Raw genomic sequence first — 17,931 nt, 5'->3', positions numbered from 1 at the left:
GAGGGGGAGATCCGGCACTCGCCCGCGCCCTGGCGCCGGTCTCCATAGCCTCGGGAGGCACACCCCATGACCGATCTGTCAGCTCCGCCCTTCTCGTCCAGGCACATCGGCCCCTCGGAGTCCGAGCAGCAGCGCATGCTCGAGGCCGTGGGCTTCGAATCCGTCGAGGACCTGGTGGCGGTGGCCGTGCCCGAGGCCATCAGGGCCAAGGACCGGCTCAAGCTGCCCGCCGCGATCGGCGAGGCCGAGGCCATCGCCGAGCTGCGCGCGCTGGCCGGGCGCAACCGCGTGCTCACCTCCATGATCGGCCTGGGCTACTACGACACCGTCACGCCCGCCGTCATCCGCCGCAACCTGCTGGAGAACCCGGGCTGGTACACCGCCTACACCCCGTACCAGCCGGAGATCTCGCAGGGCCGGCTGGAGGCGCTGCTGAACTTCCAGACCGTCGTCTCCGACCTGACCGGCCTGCCCGTCGCCGGCGCGTCCCTGCTTGACGAGGGCACCGCCGCCGCCGAGGCCATGACGCTGGCCCGCCGGGCGGGCAGGTCCAGGAGCGACGTGTTCGTGGTGGACGCCGACGCGCTGCCGCAGACCAAGGCCGTGCTGGCCACCCGGGCCGAGCCGCTGGGCATCACGCTGGTCGAGCACGCCCTCGACGGCGGTGAGCTGCCCGAGTGCTTCGGCGTGCTGGTGCAGTACCCCGGCGCGTCCGGGCGGCTGCGCGACTTCCGCGCCGTGGCCGCCGCCGCGCACGAGGCCGGCGCGCTCGTCGTGGCCGCCGCCGACCTGCTGGCCCTGACGCTGGTCGCCGCCCCCGGCGAGCTGGGCGCCGACATCGCCATCGGCACCTCGCAGCGGTTCGGGGTGCCGTTCGGGTTCGGCGGGCCGCACGCCGCGTACATGTCCGTACGGGAAGGGCTGCAGCGCCAGCTGCCCGGCCGCCTGGTGGGCGTGTCGGTGGACGCCGACGGCGACCCCGCCTACCGCCTGGCCCTGCAGACCCGCGAGCAGCACATCCGCCGCGAGAAGGCCACCAGCAACATCTGCACCGCCCAGGTGCTGCTCGCCGTCATCGCGAGCATGTACGCCGTCTACCACGGCCCCGAGGGCCTGCGCGGCATCGCCCGCCGGGTCCACCGCCACGCCACCGCCCTGGCCGAGGGGCTGCGCGGGGCGGGCGTGGAGGTCGTGCACGCCGAGTTCTTCGACACCGTGCTGGCCCGCGTGCCCGGCCGGGCCGCCGCGGTCGTGGCCGCCGCCGCCGAGCGGGGCGTCAACCTCTGGCAGGTGGACGCCGACCACGTCTCCGTCGCCTGCGACGAGAAGACCGGGGCCGCCGAGGTGGCCGCGGTGCTGGCCGCCTTCGGCGCCGGCGGCGCCACGGTGGACCCCGAGCACGCCCCCGACGCGCTGCCCGCCGAGCTGCTGCGCGAGAGCGCGTACCTGACCCACCCGGTCTTCCACAGCCACCGCTCCGAGACCGCGATGCTGCGCTACCTGCGCAGGCTCCAGGACAAGGACATCGCGCTCGACCGCTCCATGATCCCGCTCGGCTCCTGCACGATGAAGCTGAACGCGACCACCGAGATGGAGCCCATCACCTGGCCCGAGTTCGCCGCCATCCACCCCTACGCCCCCGCCGACCAGTCCGAGGGCTACCGGGAGCTGATCGGCACGCTGGAGGGCTGGCTGGCCGAGGTGACCGGCTACGACGCCGTCTCCGTCCAGCCGAACGCCGGCTCCCAGGGCGAGCTGGCCGGGCTGCTGGCCATCCGCGCCTACCACCGCGCCAACGGCCAGGGCGAGCGCGAGGTGTGCCTGATCCCGTCCTCCGCCCACGGCACGAACGCCGCCAGCGCCGTCATGGCCGGCATGCGCGTCGTGGTCGTGGCCTGCGACGACGACGGCAACGTGGACCTGGCCGACCTCGACGCCAAGATCGACAAGCACCGTGACGCGCTGGCCGCGATCATGGTGACGTACCCGTCCACGCACGGCGTGTACGAGGAGAGCATCACCGAGGTCTGCGCCAAGGTGCACGAGGCCGGCGGCCAGGTCTACGTGGACGGCGCCAACCTCAACGCCCTGGTCGGCCTGGCCAGGCCGGGCGACTTCGGCGCCGACGTCTCCCACCTCAACCTGCACAAGACCTTCTGCATCCCGCACGGCGGCGGCGGCCCCGGCGTCGGCCCCGTGGCGGTCCGCTCCCACCTGGCCGCCTACCTGCCCGGCCACCCGCTGCACAACGGCACGCCGGTCGGCCCGGTCTCGGCGGCGCCGCACGGCTCGGCCGGCATCCTGCCGATCTCCTGGGCCTACGTCAGGATGATGGGCGCCGAGGGCCTCACGGCCGCCACCGAGCAGGCCATCCTGTCGGCCAACTACCTGGCCAGGCGGCTGGCCCCGCACTACCCGGTGCTCTACACCGGGCGCGGCGGCCTGGTGGCGCACGAGTGCATCATCGACCTGCGGCAGATCACCAAGGAGACCGGCGTCACCGTGGACGACGTGGCCAAGCGCCTCATCGACTACGGCTTCCACGCGCCGACCATGTCGTTCCCCGTGGCGGGCACGCTCATGATCGAGCCGACCGAGAGCGAGGACCTCGGCGAGCTCGACCGGTTCGTGGAGGCGATGGTCGCCATCCGCGGCGAGATCGCCAAGGTCGCCTCCGGCGACTACGACAAGACCGACAACCCGCTGCGCAACGCGCCGCACACGGCCGAGTCGGTCAGCGCGGACGAGTGGCCGCACCCGTACGCGCGCAGCGAGGCGGCCTACCCGCTGCCCTCCCTGCGCGACGGCAAGTACTGGGTGCCGGTGCGCCGCATCGACCAGGCCTACGGCGACCGCAACCTGGTCTGCTCCTGCCCGCCGCTGGAGGCGTACGAGGACTGAGCCCGGTCCGATCGAGAACCGAGTTCCGGAAGGGCACCCGCCCCGGGGCCCTTCCGGCGTGTCGGGGCCGGGGCGGGCGGAAACCGGGGCGGGCGGGGCTGCGAGGGCGTCCGGGCAGGTCCCGGAGGTGCGGCCGGGGCACGCCGCCGGGCGGGTCGTACGCGGGCCAGTCCTTCGCCGTCAAGTGAGCAGACATGATCGACGGAAGTCGTTAGGCTCGGTGCGACCGCCGCCCCAAGGAGCTCTCTTGACGTCCTCAGAGCTGGAGACACCGCCCCTCGACACCGCCCGCCGCCTGGCGGAGAGCGGTGACCTCGACGCCGCCGCCGCGATCCTGGGCGAGCTGGCCGCCGACCCGGAAGGCCCCGACAGGGCCCAGGCCGCCGTCGGGCTGGCGGTGGTGCTCGAACAGCGCGGCGACGTCGAGGCCGCCAGGGCCGCCGCCAGAGCCGCGCTGGCCACCGGGCACCCCGAATACGCCGCGCAGGCGGCCTGCCACCTGGCCCAGGGGTTCGAGCGGGAGGGGCGCGCCGAGCAGGCCAGGGCCGCCTGGCAGGCGGTGCTGGGGGTCGGCACGGCGGCGTACGTGCCGCTGGCCCGCCTGGCCCTCGCCGGCCTGGCCGTGGCGGCGGACGACCTGGAGGAGGCCGAGAAGGAGCTGCGGGCCGCCGTCGAGGCCGGGCTGCACGCCGGCGACGAGCGGCTCGCGGCGCACGCGGCGCAGCGGCTGGCCGAGCTGATGCTGGAGCACGCCGAGCCCGCGGCGGCCGCCGAGGTGCTCCTGGACGCCCTGGAGTTCGCCCCCGAGGACGAGGTGCCGGGGCTGCGGGTCCAGCTCGGCATCGCCCATCTGGAGCTGGCCTGCGCCGAGTTCGCCGGCTGCGTCGAGGACGGCCCCGACCCGCGGACCGGCGCGCTGGCCATCGAGCTGCTCGCCCGCACCCTCCCGCTGCGCGGCCGCGCCGACGACGCCGGCCGGGTCTGGACGTACGGGCTGGAGCACGAGGACGAGACCCTGGCCGCCGAGGTCCGCCTCCGCTACCAGCGCGACGCCTGACCCCCGCGCAGGCCGGCCGGGGTTCGCCTGCGCTGCCGGCGCGATGCGCGGCCCCGGCGCCGGCCGCCGGGGTGCGGCTCCGTCACCAGCGCGGCCCCTGGCCGCGGCGCATCACCGCGGCGGCGGCCGCCACGTTGATCACCACGATCGACAGCCAGACCACGAGCAGGCCGACCGGCCCGCCCGTCGTGCCGCCGATGGCCGTCAGCGGCACCCCGATGCCCAGCGAGCCGAGCACGATCGGGATCATCGGCGTCTCCGGGCGCGACCTCTTGCCCGGGGCCGCGCCGTGCCGGCCCAGCTCGGCCTGCACGCGGGCGGCGATCGCGACGTCGAGCCGGTCGACGAACGACTCGACCAGCGCGGCTTCGTACTCGGGGCCGAGATCGCGGCGGGCGTCCAGCGTGGCCTGAAGGTCGTCCCGGAGCGGGCGTTTGTCTGGCATAAGGGCATCATCCCCGCCCGGCGCCGCGCCGTCATCCGACCTGAGGGCTAAGCCGGTGTCCTCCCCAGGTACGGTGCTGCCATGCAGGTGATGACCCCGAGAGGGCGGGCGCTGGTCGAGATCGACGAGGCCGCGGACCCGCGGCTGCTGCTGGTGCTGACCCACGGGTCCGCCGGCGGGGTCGACGCCCCCGACCTGCTCGCCGTCCGCGACGCGGCGCTGAAGGCGGGGGTCACCGTGGCCAGGGTGACGCAGGCGTTCAGAGTGGCGGGGGCGCGCGCGCCGGGCTCGGCGGTCAAGCAGGACGAGGCGTGGGAGGTCGTGCTGAAGAGGCTGCGCAGGCGCCTGCCGGGGCTGCCCCTCGTGCAGGGCGGGCGGAGCAACGGGGCGCGGGTGGCCTGCCGCACGGCCGGGGCGGTGGGGGCGGCGGCGGTGGTGGCGCTGGCCTTCCCCCTGCACCCGCCGGGGCGGCCGGAGCGGTCGCGGGCCGACGAGCTGCGCGGCGCCGGGGTGGACGTGCTGGTGGTGAACGGGGATCGTGACCCGTTCGGCGTGCCCGACGCGGCGGACGCGGCCCGGCTGGTGGTGCTGCCGGGGGAGGGGCACGACCTCAAGCGCGACCCCGCCCGGGTGGGCGAGGTCGTCGCGGAGTGGATCATCCGCTACGCCTAGGCGGGGCGGATCATCCGGCCGCTCGCGGGCGGGGCCGCAGTCACAGTGGTCACGACGGCCTGTGCCGCCGTGGCCGTGGCCGCGGCCGCCCCTCAGTGGTCAGGCAGCGCCGACCACGGGCCGGTGCGGGGCGATGGCGGTGCCGCTGGGCAGGAGCTCACCGGTGTCCTCGAACAGGACGACTCCATTACACAACAGGCTCCACCCCTGCTCGGGGTGGCTGGCGAGGGTGCGTGCGGCCTCGCGGTCTGGCGCCTCTGCATCCGGACAGGCCGGGTCGTGCGGGCACATCGGCGTGCCTCCGATATCTCGTGGGATGCTCCCGTTGTGGAGGGGCGGGAGCCGGCTCGGGTAGTTGTGCTGGCAAGTGTGCGACGTGCGTCACGCTTTCCGACATAGCCCGTTAGGACTGTTACAGGAGGGTCCCGGGAACGTGTGACCTTCGACACAGCGTGCCTTATGCAGGATAACGGTCCAAGCGCGACACGCGCATCACGTTTGCAATCCCTTGAGGAGAGCGTCGAGTCCGCGTTCGAAGTCCGCATCGGCTCTTTCGTCCCGCCTGACCCACTCATCGACTTCGGGGTCGGCCCAGCCCGACTGCTGCACCTCGACCGCGACGCTGCCGAACACGAAGGCCCGCAGCGAGCGCACGGCCTCGGCCGCGTTCGCCAGGCCGCCCTCGGCGAGCTGCTCGGTCTGCTCCCTGATGGCGATGGCGGTGGCCCCCTTGGGCGGCTTGGTCAGCGCCAGGGCCAGCACGCCCGGGTGGTCGCGCAGCAGCTCCCTGCCGGCCCTGCACCACGCCTTGGCGGTCTCCTGCCAGGTGGGGCCGGGCTCGACCCGCACGGAGGTGACGTGCTCGGCCAGGGCGTCCATCAGCGCGTCCTTGCCTCTGGGCAGGTGGTGGTAGATGGCCATGGCCTCCACCTGGAGGGCGTCGCCCAGGCGGCGCATGGTGAGCCGGCGCAGCCCCTGGCTGTCGGCGATGTGGAGCGCGGCCTCGATGATGCGCTCGCGGGAGAGCGGGACGGGTGGTCGCTTGGCGGGCATGGTGATCATCTTACTATGTAAAGGCGGTCGCGCCGGGGCGATTTCCGCCCGTGTCGCGCGACGGCGTACGCTTGGCGGTTGAACGAGTACCGACAGCTTTGAAGGGGCCGGGTCGATGGCGTTTTTCCGTCCGCGGGTGAGCCGGGAGGCAGAGGTCCGCTACCACGCGGACCAGGAGATCTCCAAGAGCTTCCCCGAGTTGCTCGGCAAGGCCAGGGAGGCCGAGCAGACGCTGCGCGAGCTGCGTGCCGCCAACGCCGACGAGATCGAGCTGCTCGCCGCCGGGCAGGCCTTCGACAAGGCGCTGACGGAGGCGCTGCGGGCCGCCGAGGCGGGCCAGCGGGCCACGTTCGGGGTCAAGGCCTACGACGACCGGATCGCGCGGCGCAAGGCCAAGGCGACGCCCGCCGGGGCCATGTGGACCGCCGAGGTCAACCGGCTGCGCACGCTGCGCGAGGAGAACCGCATGTGGGGCATCCCCCGGGTGCCCCGCCCCCTCCCCGCCACCCGCTGAGACGCTGCCGCCCGCTGACACACCGCGGCCCGCTGAGACGCCGCCGCCCGCTGACGACGTCACGGGCCGAGCGGAGCCGAACACGGGAAAGCCCCGGCGCCATCGCTCGGGTGCCGGGGCTTCTCGTGCGTTCTTCGGAGGGTCAGCTGGCCCAGTCGAGCAGCGGGCGGGTGTTGCTCGGGTGGCGGAGCTTGGACAGCGACTCCTTCTCGAGCTGCCGGATCCGCTCCCGGGTCAGCCCCAGGTGCTTGCCGATCTCGTCGAGGGTGTGCGGCTTGCCGTCCACCAGGCCGAAGCGCAGGGCCATGATCTTCGCCTCTCGCGGTGAGAGGTTGTCGAGCACGCCGCGCAGCTGGTCGCCCAGGAGCTGGCGGTCGACGATCTCCGACGCCTCGGGGGAGTCGACGTCCTCGATCAGGTCGCCGATCGTGGTCTCGCCGTCCTCGCCGATCGTCGCGTTCAGCGAGATCGGCTGGCGGCTGGTGCGCAGCAGCTCCTCGATCTGGTCCGGCGTCTTGTCGAGCTCGACGGCCAGCTCCTCCGGCGTGGGCTCGCGCCCCAGCCGCTGGTGCATGTCACGCTCCACCCGCGACAGCTTGGAGAGCATCTCCAGCACGTGCACGGGCAGCCGGATCGTCCTGGCCGAGTCGGCGAACCCGCGCTGGATGGCCTGCCTGATCCACCACATGGCGTACGTGGAGAACTTGAACCCCTTGGTGTAGTCGAACTTCTCCACGGCCCTGATCAGCCCGAGGTTGCCCTCCTGCACCACGTCGAGCAGCGACATGCCGCGGTCGGTGTACTTCTTGGCGACCGAGACCACCAGCCGCAGGTTGGCCTCCAGCATGTGGTCCTTGGCCCGCCGGCCGTCCTCGACCACCAGGTGCAGGTCGTCCCGCACGGCGGGCGGCAGGTCGGGCTGGGTCTCCAGCTTGTACTCGGCGTACAGCCCGGCCTCGATGCGCCGGGCCAGCTCGACCTCCTGCGCCGCGGTGAGCAGCGTGCGGCGGCCGATGGACTTGAGGTAGGTGTGCACCGAGTCGCCCATGACGGACTGGGTGTCGTCCAGGTCGAGGGGCTCGTTGTCCAGCTCGCCGTCCTCGCTCATCACGAGGTCGTCGGGCACGTCTTCCTCGTGCTCCGGCTTGGGCTCGGCCGGCGTGAGGCCGTTGGCGGCGCCCGGCGCGCCGGTTTTTGCCTCGTCTGCCTTGGGGCCGGTAGTCTTTGCCCGCGAGGTCTTCTTCGCGGTGGTGGTCTTCGCGGCCGCCCTCTTCTGGGCGGGCTTCTTGGGGGCGGTGGCGCTGAGAGACGGCTCGTTCTCGGCGGCCAGGCTCACGCCGGCCTCTGAGAGTTCGCGCAGGATCGTGCGGCCTTCAGAGGGGCTGATACCGGCCTCCGCGAAAGCGTCACGCAGCTCCGCCAGAGAAAGGTGACCCTGGGCTCGCCCTCGTTCAATCAGCTGGTCGAGAGTTGCGTGTGAGGTCGCCACGGCGGTTCTGGGCATGAGGACACCTCCTCCGTACGGAGTGGAAGCGATCAGGCAGGTTGTGGTGGGGCGGTTTCGCGTCCGCACGGCGCACCAGTATCAATAACGCCATTCGCCGTCATTTGTTCCCGTACGCCTATCCCGGGAGGAAAAAGGGGCGGATCGCCCATAGGCGAACCACCCCGGGGTCAGGTCTATTCCGTCTCCTCGACCTGTCCGGCGCCCACCTCGAACTGGCCCGGCGTGACCTCGGGCATCGGCATGGGCTCGGCGTCCTCCATGCGCTGGTCGGTCCAGTAGTCGATGACCTCGCCCGGGTCGGGGTTGACCTCGGTGGAGACCACGATGCCGTCGCTGGTCTCGGGGGACGGCTGCTGCGGCTGCCCGGACGGTGACGCCTTCTCCACCACGGCCCGGGTCTCCCTGGCGACCTGGTCGAGCTTGCCCGCGGAGGCGGCCGCCGCGATCGAGGCTCCGCCGACGACGATGACGCCGACGACGGCCGCGGATGCCCACATCTTGCGGGTCTGGTCCATGAAGGCTCCCTCCTTCTCCCCACTATGACGCAGCGGCAACTCGTCAGGTTCCTGTCCTCAGCCGCACCAGATCGGTCTTGCCGTTCGGGAGCAGCGGCAGCCGGGAGACGAGTCGCAGGCCACGAGGGGCGGCGTGAGGGGGAAGCCTATCGCGGCAGAATGCCCGCAATTGCTGAAGTGTGGGGGGCGTGTCGGGGTTGGCGGGGACCACGACGGCCGTGACCAGCTCGCCCCATTCGGGGTCGGGCACGCCGATGACGGCCGCGTCGGCGACCTCCGGATGGGCGCCCAGGACGGCCGTCACCGCGGCGGCCACGACCTTCTCGCCGCCGGTGTTGATGACGTCGTCGGCCCGGCCCAGCACGCGCAGCCGGCCGCCGCTCAGCTCGCCGAGGTCGGAGGTGACGAACCAGCCGCCGTCGAGCGGGGCGGGCGGCTCGCCGAAGCGGTAGCCGGAGAACAGCACCGGCCCCGCGATCCTGATCAGGCCGTCCGCGCCGATCTTGAGGTCCACGCCGTCGAGCGGGCGGCCGTCGTAGACGCACCCGCCGCTCGTCTCGCTCATCCCGTACGTCGTCACGACCCGCGCGCCCAGCTCCCTGGACCGCTCCACCAGGCCGGGACGGGCCGCGGCGCCGCCGAGCAGGATCGTCCGGAACACCGACAGGTCCGCCCCCATCTCGACCAGCCGGTGCAGCTGGGTGGGCACCAGGGAGACGTGGTGGGCCCCCGACTCCAGGACCGCGCGGGCGTCGAAGGCGGGGTGGATGACGGGCTCGCCGCCGCAGAGCAGGGCCCGGACCAGGACCTGCAGCCCGGAGACGTGGGAGACGGGCAGGCAGCACAACCAGCGGTCGCCGGCGGCCGCCTCGACCCGGCGCAGCGAGGCCGCCGCCGAGGCGCGCAGCGCGGCGGCGGAGAGCAGCACGCCCTTGGGCGCGCCGGTGCTGCCGCTGGTGGCGATCACCACGGCCACGTCGGCGGGCACGCCCTCCCCGTCGCCGCGGGCCGTGCCGTCGAGGTGCGTGGGGCGCAGGGCGGCCAGCGCCGGCCTCTCGTGGCCGGGGGAGAGGGGGAGCACCGCGGGCCCGTCGCCCTCCAGCGCGGCGCGGATCGCCGCGAACAGGGCAGGTCCCGGAGGCTGCACAATGGCATGCAGCGGACGGTCCGGATGCGACGGGTTCCTCCACATGCTCGTAAGGTTAATGGCGACAGGTCGGACAGCAGCGCAGGGAGGGTCGTTGACGCGTTCTCCCGTGGTCTTCCGGATTCCGATGCGCACGCGGTTCCGCGGGCAGACGGCGCGGGAAGGGGTGCTGCTGCACGGCCCGGCCGGGTGGGGCGAGTTCTCCCCGTTCCCCGAATACGGCCCGCGCGAGTGCGCCAGGTGGCTGGCGTGCGCCCGCGAGGCGGCGTTCGAGGGCTGGCCCGCGCCGGTGCGCGACAGCGTCCCGGTCAACGCCACCGTGCCGGCCGTGGACCCCGAGCAGGCCCATGACATCGTGCGCCGCTCCGGCTGCGGCACGGCCAAGGTGAAGGTGGCCGAGCGGGGGCAGACCTTCGCCGACGACCTGGCCCGGGTGGAGGCCGTACGCGACGCGCTGGGCCCCTCGGGGCGGCTGCGCGTCGACGTCAACGGCGCCTGGGAGGTCGGCGAGGCCGTGCGGCGGCTCAAGCGGCTCGACCGCTTCGACCTGGAATACGCCGAGCAGCCGTGCGCCACGCTGGAGGAGCTGGCGGCGGTGCGGCGGGCCTGCGACGTGCCGATCGCGGCCGACGAGTCGATCCGCAGGGCCGAGGACCCGCTGCGGGTGCGGGCGGCCGAGGCCGCCGACATCGCGGTGGTCAAGGTGCAGCCGCTGGGCGGGGTGCGCGCCGCGCTGCGCGTGGTGGAGGCGTGCGGGCTGCCCGCCGTGGTCTCCAGCGCGGTGGAGACGTCCGTGGGCCTGGCGGCCGGGGTGGCGCTGGCGGCGGCGCTGCCCGAGCTGCCCTACGCGTGCGGGCTCGGCACGATGTCGCTGCTGTCCGGCGACGTGGTGGACGACTCGCTGGCCCCGGTGGAGGGCCGGCTGGAGGTGCGACGTCCTCCGGTGAATTTTCAGCTTTTGTCGGCATTTGAAATTGAATCTCCCCAGTGGCTTCGCCGGATGCAGGAGGCGTCACGTTGAACCCCGCTACCGCGCTGGCCACAGTGCTGGTCGACGAGCTGGTGCGCTGCGGTCTGACCGACGTGGTGATGGCGCCGGGCTCCCGATCTGCCCCGCTGGCGCTGGCGCTGCACGCCGAGTCCCGGGTGCGCCTGCACGTGCGCATCGACGAGCGCTCGGCGTCCTACCTGGCGCTCGGGCTGGCCAAGCGCTCCGAGCGGCCGGTCGCGCTGATCTGCTCCTCCGGCACCGCCGTCGCCAACTTCCACCCGGCCGTGATCGAGGCCGGCGAGTCGGGCGTGCCGCTGCTGGTGCTCACCGCCGACCGCCCGCCCGAGCTGCGCGGCACCGGCGCCAACCAGACGATCGACCAGATGAAGCTGTTCGGCGCCGGCGTCCGCTGGTTCGCCGAGGTCGGCGTGCCGGAGGACCGCCCGGGGCAGGTGGCGTACTGGCGCTCGCTGGCCTGCCGCGCCTACCAGCGCGCCGCCGGGGCGGGCAACCCCGGCCCCGTGCACCTCAACCTGGCCTTCAGGGAGCCGCTGATCCCCGACGGCGACACCTCCTGGTGCGAGCCGCTCGACGGCGGCGGCAACGGCCCCTGGGTGCGCGCCCGGGTCGCGCCCCCGCCGATCGCCCTGCACATCCCGCCCACCAGGCGCGGCGTGCTGGTGGTCGGCGACGGCGCCGCCAACGTGCGCCGCTACGTCGCGGCGGCGGGCATGGCCGGCTGGCCGGTCCTGTCGGAGCCGAACGGCGGCGGACGCTACGGCGACCACGCCATCTCCAGCTACCACTACCTGCTGGGCACGCCCGAGTTCGCCGACTCCTACCGCCCCGACGTGATCGTCACGCTGGGCCGCCCCGGGCTGTCGCGGCCGCTGCTGTCGTGGCTGCGGCGGGCCGAGGAGCACATCGTGGTCGCGCCCGACCTCGACCGCTGGCCCGACCCGACCCGCTCGGCCACCCAGGTGGCGCAGGCCGTGGAGATCCCGGTCGCCTCCGGCGACGACTCCTGGCTGCACGCCTGGCGGCAGGCCGACCTCGCGGTCAGGGCGGCCACGGACGAGGTGCTCGACCGGTCGGGCACGAGCGAGCCGCGCCTGGCCAGAGATCTGGTCGACGCGCTGCCGAACGGCGCCCTGCTGTTCTGCGGCTCCTCCATGCCCATCCGCGACCTCGACCAGGCCATGCGCCCGCGGCGCGGCATCCGGCTGATGGCCAACCGGGGGGCCTCCGGCATCGACGGGCTGGTGTCCACGGCGATGGGCGCGGCGCTGGCGCACAACGGGCCCGCCTTCGCGCTGCTGGGCGACCTGTCGTTCCTGCACGACCAGAACGGCCTCATCCTCGGGCCCCGCGAGCCCCGGCCCGACCTGTGCATTGTCGTGGTCAACAACGACGGGGGCGGCATCTTCTCGCTGCTGCCCCAGGCGGCGCTGCGCGACCCGTTCGAGCGGGTCTTCGGCACGCCGCACGGGGTGGACCTGGGCTACGTGGCGGCGGCCAGCGGGACGCCGTACACGCTGCTGGGCGACATCTCCGACCTGCCCAAGGCGCTGCGGGGAGAGGGGCCGCGGGTGGTGGAGGTGCGCACGGATCGCGAGGAGAACGTGCTCGTGCACGGCCGCCTGCGCGACGCCGCCCAGGAGGCCGTACGCGCCTTCCTGGCCACCTGAGGGCGCCCGTCCGGCAGCGCCCATCCGGCAGCGCCCATCCGGCGGCGCCCATGACGCCGTGGCCGGGGCCACGGCGGCCGGTCCGCGCCCCCCTGCGGGAGCCGGGCGGGGGAGTGGCGGGTCAGCTCTTCAGGGCGTCCAGGAGGCGGTTGAGCGGGCTGTCGAGGCCGTAGCGGTCGGCCAGGCGGACCAGCGCCTCGGGGTCGCGGGGCTTGGCCGGCAGCGTGAGGTCGGCGTCGGGCAGCGGGGCGTCCGGGGCCACCTTGACGACGGCGGGAGCGGCGCTCAGGTAGTCGCGGGCCGCGGCCAGCCGGGTGCGGCTGCCGGCCGGGAAACCCTCGGTGGCGCCCGCGTCGAGGGCGGCGAGCATGGCCTCCAGGGAGCCGAAGCGGGTGATCAGGGCCGCGGCGGTCTTCTCGCCGACGCCCGGCACGCCGGGCAGGCCGTCGCTGGGGTCGCCGCGCAGGGTGGCGAAGTCGGCGTAGGCGCGGCCGGGCACGCCGTACTTGGCGGTGACGAACGCCTCGTCCACGATCTGGAGGTTGCGGATGCCGCGCGCGGTGTAGAGGACGCGGACCGGGCGGGCGTCGTCGACGAGCTGGAACAGGTCGCGGTCGCCGGTCACGATGTCCACCGCGCCGCCCGCCCGGTGGGTGAGCGTGCCGATGACGTCGTCGGCCTCGTAGCCGGGCGACTCCAGGCGGGCGATGCCGAGCGCGTCGAGCACGTCCTGGATGACGGCGATCTGCGGCACGAGCGCGTCGGGCACCTCCTCGGCGTCGCCCTGGGCGACGCGGTGCGCCTTGTACGTGGGGATCGCCGCCACCCGGAAGGCGGGCCGCCAGTCGGCGTCCATGGTGGCCGCCAGCGCCGTGGGGGAGTGCTGGCGCACGAGGGTGGCGATCATGTCGATGAGGCCGCGCACGGCGTTGACCGGCGAGCCGTCCGGCGCCTTGACCGACTCCGGGACGCCGAAGAAGGCGCGGAAGTAGAGGGATGGGGTGTCCAGAAGCATCAGCACGCGTCTATGGTCGCACTCCCGGCGACCCCGCGCCGGTCACGCGGCGGCCGCCCCGGGCCGGACACGCGATGACGGCCCCGGGCCGGTCACGCGGCGGCCGCCCCGAACCGGACATGCGATGACGGCCCGGGCCGGACATGCGATGACGGCCCCGGGCCGGTCCACGTGGCGGCAGGTGCGCGCGACCACGCTCCCCGGGCCGGTCACGCGAGCCCGACGGCGAGCAGGCAGGCGTCGTCCTCCGGGTTGGGGCCGCCGATGTCGGCGAGCAGGGCGTCGAGGCCGGTGTCCAGGTCGTGGGCCGGCAGCCGGCGGGCGGCGGCCAGGGCCAGGTCGAGGCCGACGTCGATGTCGCGGGTGCGCCGCTCGACGAGCCCGTCGGTGAACAGCAGCAGCAGGTCGCCGGGCTGCAGCCGGGTGGTGGCCAGCTCGTACGGGCTGCCGGACGCGGCCCCCAGCAGCACCCCCCGGGGCTGGCCGAGCTGGCTGGCCACGCCGTCGCGCACCAGGATGGGCGCCAGGTTGCCGGCCTGGCTCCAGGCGAACACCCGGGTCTCCGGGTCCAGGTGGCCGATGATCGCGGTGGCGGTGGTGTCCTTGAGCTGGTGCAGGACGAGCTCGTTCAGCCAGGTGAGCAGGCGGCTCGCCGGCTGCCCGGTCATGGACAGGCCCACGAGGGCGTGGCGGAGCTGGGCCATGCGGGAGATCGCGGGCAGGCCGTGGCCGGAGACGTCGCCGATGGCCAGCAGCAGGCGGCCGTCGGGGGCCGGGGCCGCCTCGAACCAGTCGCCGCCCAGGTTGGCGGTCTTCTCGGCGGGGACGTACCGTACCGCGATCCTGGTGTGCGGCAGGTCGAGGCAGCCCACCGGCTCGGGCAGGATGGCCTCGCGCAGCGCGAGCATCACGTGGCGGTCCTCCGCGGCCCGCTCGCGGGCCTCCAGGAGCTGGCGGCGCGACTCCGACACCATGCGCTCGGCGCGGCGGCGGCCGGTGATGTCCTGGATGACGCCGTGCATGCCGACCGTGCCGCCGGGGCCGGCCAGCGGTTCGAGCACGACCCGCAGGTCGCGCAGGTCGCCGGAGCCGGGCCCGCGCCGGATGCGGAACTCCGCCTGCACCGGGTCGACGCCCTGCATCACCGACCAGAGCAGGCGGTCCAGCGCGGCCACGTCGCCGGGCTCGACGTGCTCGGCCAGGTCGGGCAGCGCGATGGGCCCCTGGCCGGGGTCGCGGCCGAAGATGACGTACACCTGGTCCGACCAGATCGTCTCGCCGGTGTGCAGGTGCCACTCCGCCCAGCCCATGTTGCCGAGCCGCTGGGCGTGCGACAGCCGTACGGCGAGCAGCTCGGCGTCGCCCTCGTGCCCGAGCAGCTCGGCCGCGCCTATGACGTCGACCATCGTCTCACTCTCGACGCGTTGGAATCCGACAATTGGCCCCACACTACGTGATCGACATAGAACCGTGTGTAGTGGAGGCTTGCCGCGTTGCTAGACCTTTCCCCGGATTTTAGGAGGCGGCCGCGGGAGTAGATTGAGCCTGTGACGTCCTCAGACCTTTATCCCGTGTCCCGTCTCGCCGCCGTCCAGGAGGCCACCGCCAAGGCCGGCCTCGACGCCCTGCTGCTCACGCCCGGCCCCGATCTGCGCTACGTCAGCGGCTACGACGCCAAGCCGCTGGAGCGGCTGACGTGCCTGGTGGTGCCGGCCGCCGGCGAGGCGTACATGATGGTGCCCCGCCTGGAGCTGCCCGCCGCGCAGGCGTCGCCCGCCTCGCGGCTGGGGCTGGAGTTCGTGGCGTGGGACGAGACCGACGATCCCTACGCGATCGCGGCGGCCCGGCTGGGGCAGGTGGCCAAGGTGGGCCTGGCCGACCGCATGTGGGCCATGTCGTCGCTGCGCTTCCGCGAGGTGCTGCCCGCGGCCGAGCAGGTGCTGGCCGGCAGCGTGCTGCGCGAGCTGCGCATGCGCAAGTCGCCCGCCGAGGTGGCCGCGCTGCGGGAGGCGGGGGAGGCGATCGACGCCGTGCACCGCCGGGTGCCGGAGTTCCTGCGGGCCGGGCGCACCGAGCGCGAGGTGGCCAGGGACATCACCGAGGCCATCCTGGCCGCCGGGCACCAGACCGTCGACTTCGTGATCGTCGCCTCGGGGCCCAACGGCGCCAGCCCGCACCACGACGTGTCCGACCGGGTCATCCAGGCCGGGGAGCCGGTCGTGGTGGACATCGGCGGGCAGCTGCACAACGGCTACTGCTCCGACTCCACGCGCACCTACAGCGTGGGCGAGCCGCCCGCCGAGTTCGCCGCCTACTACGAGGTGCTGCGGCGGGCCCAGGAGGCGGCCTGCGCGGCGGTGCGGCCGGGGGTGTCGTGCGAGTCGGTCGACGCGGCCGCGCGCGACCTGATCGCCGAGGCCGGCTACGGCGAGTTCTTCATCCACCGCACCGGCCACGGGATCGGGATCGAGACGCACGAGGAGCCGTACATCGTCGCCGGCAACGGCGAGCCGGTGGAGCCGGGGTTCGCGTTCTCGGTGGAGCCGGGCATCTACCTGGCCGGGCGGCACGGCGCCCGGATCGAGGACATCGTGGTCTGCACCGAGAGCGGCGGCGAGCGGCTCAACAACACGCCGCGCGAGCTGGTGGTGGTCTGACGGCCGCGGGGCGGGCGTGGCAGAGTCGCCGCCATGTTCGCTGAGGTCACCTGCGCCACCCGGCCCGGTTCCGCCCGCCCCAACGAGGACCTGGTGATCGCCGGGCCGTCGTGGATCGTCGTGCTCGACGGCGCCACGGCGGCCGCCGGGGTGGACACCGGGTGCGTGCACGACGTGGCCTGGCTGGTGGGGCGGCTCGGCGGCGCGCTGGCCGCCCGGCTGGCCGCCAATGACGGCGCCCCGCTGGCCGAGATCCTGGAGTCGGCCATCGAGGCCACCGGGGCGGCCCACGGGGGCTCCTGCGACCTGGCCGACCCCGACTCGCCGTCGGCGACCGTGGCCATGGTGCGGGCGGGGGAGCGGGTGGAATACCTCGTGCTGGGCGACTCGCCGGTGGTGCTGTCGCTGGCGGGCGGCGGGGTGCGGGTGGTGTGCGACGAGCGGGTGGAGCGCCTGCCCGGCGGCCGGCCGTACAGCCTGGAGCTGGTGCGGCGGATGCGCAACGCCCCCGGCGGGTTCTGGGTGGCCGGCGGGCGGCCCGAGGCCGCCAGGGAGAGCGTGACCGGCGAGGTGGACGCGGGCTTGGTGCGCGGCGTGGGCGTGTTCACCGACGGGGTGGCTCGGCTCACCGAGTGGTACGGATGGAGCTGGCAGGCCGTGCTCGACGTGCTGGCCGGTCGGGGGCCGGTCGCGGTGATCGAGACCGTACGCGAGCTGGAGACGGCCCGGGGGCCCGCGTGGGGCAAGCCGCACGACGACGCCACGGCCGCGTGGGGCCGGCTGGCGGGCTGAGCACCACGACGCCCACGGCCGCGTGGAGGCGGTCGGCGGGCTGAGCACCACGTCGCGCACGGCCGCCCGGGGGTGGCCGGCGGGCTGAGCACGACGACGCGCGAGGTCGCGTGCGGGGCGGTTGGCGGGGTGAGCGGAAACCGGCGGTTTCGAGGTGCTTCGGGGGTGTATCAATCCCCGCTTCCGTGGCTCTGGTTCTTGCGAGAGCGGCGGAGGGAGTGCGCATGTTCGTCGGCAGGACGGCTGAGCTCGCCTTACTTCACGCGGAGCTGCGCGCGGCGGCCGGCGGGTCCGTCAGGAGGGCCGCGGTCGAGGGCCCCGAGGGCATCGGCAAGACCGCGCTCATCGATCGGGCGCTCTCCGGCCGGGTGGCCGGCCGCCACACGTCCGGCGGGGAGGCGGGCGTGCGGGTGCTGGCCGTCAGCGGCGAGGAGGGCGAGCGGGGGCTCAGACTCGGCGTCGTACGCCAGCTCATGGACGAGGCGGCCCTCCTGGAGCCGGTCCCGCAGGGGGAGGAGCCGGTCCGCCTCGGGGGAGGGACGGTCCCGCTTGGGGAGGGACCGTTCCCGGGGCGGGGAGCGTGCCGGGGGGACGGCGCGGCCCCGGGAGGCGGCAGATTCCCGGCGGGGGCCGGGACGGGGGAGAGACCGGCCGGGGCAGGGGGGAGACCGGCGGGGGAGCGGGCCGGGTGGCCGACAGGGGTGGCGGCCGCCCGGCCGGAGCCGGGGGACTCGGGGGACTCCGGGGACCTGGGGGACCCGGGGGACTCCGGGGACCTGGGGGGCTCCGGGAAGCTGGGGGAGCCGGGGGGCTTGGGAGAGCCGGGGGAGCCGGACGCCTGTGTGGCGGGGGAGGCGGTCTGCGAGGTCGTCGGGCGGTTGTCGGCGCGGGAGACCGTAGCCGTGGTCGTCGACGACGCCCAGTGGGTGGACCGGCCGTCGTTGCGGGCACTCTGCTACCTGCTGCGGCCCCTGCGG

General features: G+C 74.3%; 17 protein-coding genes. 9 read left to right on the top strand and 8 right to left on the bottom strand.

The window, feature by feature from the left end; translation table 11 throughout:
* The first annotated feature begins 66 nt into the window (after positions 1-66).
* Positions 67-2,901 carry an aminomethyl-transferring glycine dehydrogenase gene (gene gcvP, locus IO39_RS05360; protein ID WP_211266899.1) on the top strand — a complete coding sequence of 945 codons (2,835 nt, stop codon included), beginning with the start codon at positions 67-69 and terminating at the stop codon, positions 2,899-2,901.
* Between the two features lie 247 nt (positions 2,902-3,148).
* Positions 3,149-3,958: a YfgM family protein gene (locus IO39_RS05355; protein ID WP_043616959.1), complete on the top strand. Its 810-nt coding sequence runs from the start codon at positions 3,149-3,151 to the stop codon at positions 3,956-3,958.
* Positions 3,959-4,040: 82 nt separating this feature from the next.
* Here the strand turns inward: IO39_RS05355 and IO39_RS05350 are convergent, their stop codons facing one another.
* A complete protein-coding gene (locus IO39_RS05350; protein WP_043616955.1) occupies positions 4,041-4,403 on the bottom strand; it encodes a hypothetical protein in 363 nt (120 codons plus the stop codon).
* Between the two features lie 81 nt (positions 4,404-4,484).
* Here IO39_RS05350 and IO39_RS05345 point away from each other — a divergent pair, with 81 nt between their 5' ends.
* Entirely contained in the window at positions 4,485-5,075 is a 591-nt protein-coding gene (locus IO39_RS05345; RefSeq protein WP_043616952.1) for an alpha/beta hydrolase family protein, read from the top strand.
* 99 nt (positions 5,076-5,174) lie between these two features.
* Here the strand turns inward: IO39_RS05345 and IO39_RS57410 are convergent, their stop codons facing one another.
* Positions 5,175-5,366: a DUF5999 family protein gene (locus tag IO39_RS57410; RefSeq protein ID WP_043616949.1), complete on the bottom strand. Its 192-nt coding sequence runs from the start codon at positions 5,364-5,366 to the stop codon at positions 5,175-5,177.
* A 201-nt stretch (positions 5,367-5,567) separates the two neighbouring features.
* Positions 5,568-6,128, bottom strand: coding sequence for a TetR/AcrR family transcriptional regulator C-terminal domain-containing protein (locus tag IO39_RS05335; protein WP_052422515.1), 561 nt, complete (start codon positions 6,126-6,128; stop codon positions 5,568-5,570).
* A 115-nt stretch (positions 6,129-6,243) separates the two neighbouring features.
* Between IO39_RS05335 and IO39_RS05330 the strand changes: the two genes are divergently transcribed.
* Positions 6,244-6,642 (top strand): hypothetical protein, encoded by a 399-nt coding sequence (locus IO39_RS05330; protein ID WP_043616943.1) that lies wholly within the window; start codon positions 6,244-6,246, stop codon positions 6,640-6,642.
* Positions 6,643-6,784: 142 nt separating this feature from the next.
* Here the strand turns inward: IO39_RS05330 and IO39_RS05325 are convergent, their stop codons facing one another.
* From IO39_RS05325 to IO39_RS05315, 3 genes are all read right to left on the bottom strand, one after another.
* Positions 6,785-8,146, bottom strand: a complete 1,362-nt coding sequence (locus tag IO39_RS05325) for an RNA polymerase sigma factor (protein ID WP_043616939.1) — start codon at positions 8,144-8,146, stop codon at positions 6,785-6,787.
* A gap of 176 nt (positions 8,147-8,322) precedes the next feature.
* Positions 8,323-8,664 carry a hypothetical protein gene (locus IO39_RS05320; RefSeq protein ID WP_043616936.1) on the bottom strand — a complete coding sequence of 114 codons (342 nt, stop codon included), beginning with the start codon at positions 8,662-8,664 and terminating at the stop codon, positions 8,323-8,325.
* Between the two features lie 43 nt (positions 8,665-8,707).
* The gene (locus IO39_RS05315; protein WP_043616933.1) at positions 8,708-9,856 is read right to left on the bottom strand and encodes an AMP-binding protein; all 1,149 of its coding nucleotides are present in this window, start codon (positions 9,854-9,856) and stop codon (positions 8,708-8,710) included.
* Between the two features lie 82 nt (positions 9,857-9,938).
* On the opposite strand from IO39_RS05315, the gene IO39_RS05310 reads away from it, so the two are divergent.
* Together IO39_RS05310 and menD are read left to right on the top strand one after the other, a co-directional pair.
* Complete coding sequence (locus IO39_RS05310) at positions 9,939-10,832, top strand: o-succinylbenzoate synthase (protein WP_043617389.1); 894 nt, start codon at positions 9,939-9,941, stop codon at positions 10,830-10,832.
* Complete coding sequence (gene menD, locus IO39_RS05305; protein ID WP_043616931.1) at positions 10,829-12,490, top strand: 2-succinyl-5-enolpyruvyl-6-hydroxy-3-cyclohexene-1-carboxylic-acid synthase; 1,662 nt, start codon at positions 10,829-10,831, stop codon at positions 12,488-12,490. Before IO39_RS05310 ends, menD begins: the two co-directional genes overlap by 4 nt.
* A 121-nt stretch (positions 12,491-12,611) precedes the next feature.
* Here menD and IO39_RS05300 read toward each other — a convergent pair whose 3' ends face one another.
* Together IO39_RS05300 and IO39_RS05295 are read right to left on the bottom strand one after the other, a co-directional pair.
* Complete coding sequence (locus tag IO39_RS05300) at positions 12,612-13,505, bottom strand: 5'-3' exonuclease (RefSeq protein WP_043617386.1); 894 nt, start codon at positions 13,503-13,505, stop codon at positions 12,612-12,614.
* A gap of 209 nt (positions 13,506-13,714) precedes the next feature.
* Positions 13,715-14,911, bottom strand: coding sequence for a PP2C family protein-serine/threonine phosphatase (locus IO39_RS05295; RefSeq protein ID WP_043616928.1), 1,197 nt, complete (start codon positions 14,909-14,911; stop codon positions 13,715-13,717).
* A gap of 165 nt (positions 14,912-15,076) precedes the next feature.
* On the opposite strand from IO39_RS05295, the gene IO39_RS05290 reads away from it, so the two are divergent.
* The 3 genes from IO39_RS05290 to IO39_RS05280 form a co-directional block, all read left to right on the top strand.
* Positions 15,077-16,162: a M24 family metallopeptidase gene (locus tag IO39_RS05290; RefSeq protein ID WP_245641817.1), complete on the top strand. Its 1,086-nt coding sequence runs from the start codon at positions 15,077-15,079 to the stop codon at positions 16,160-16,162.
* 33 nt (positions 16,163-16,195) lie between these two features.
* A complete protein-coding gene (locus IO39_RS05285) occupies positions 16,196-16,954 on the top strand; it encodes a protein phosphatase 2C domain-containing protein (protein ID WP_043616923.1) in 759 nt (252 codons plus the stop codon).
* A gap of 224 nt (positions 16,955-17,178) precedes the next feature.
* On the top strand, positions 17,179-17,931 hold a 753-nt coding region (locus IO39_RS05280), incomplete at its 3' end, for an ATP-binding protein (RefSeq protein ID WP_043616921.1).

This window comes from Nonomuraea candida (genome assembly GCF_000725485.1).
GTDB classification, from domain to species: domain Bacteria; phylum Actinomycetota; class Actinomycetes; order Streptosporangiales; family Streptosporangiaceae; genus Nonomuraea; species Nonomuraea candida.
This window is presented reverse-complemented; position numbering and strand designations above follow the sequence as displayed.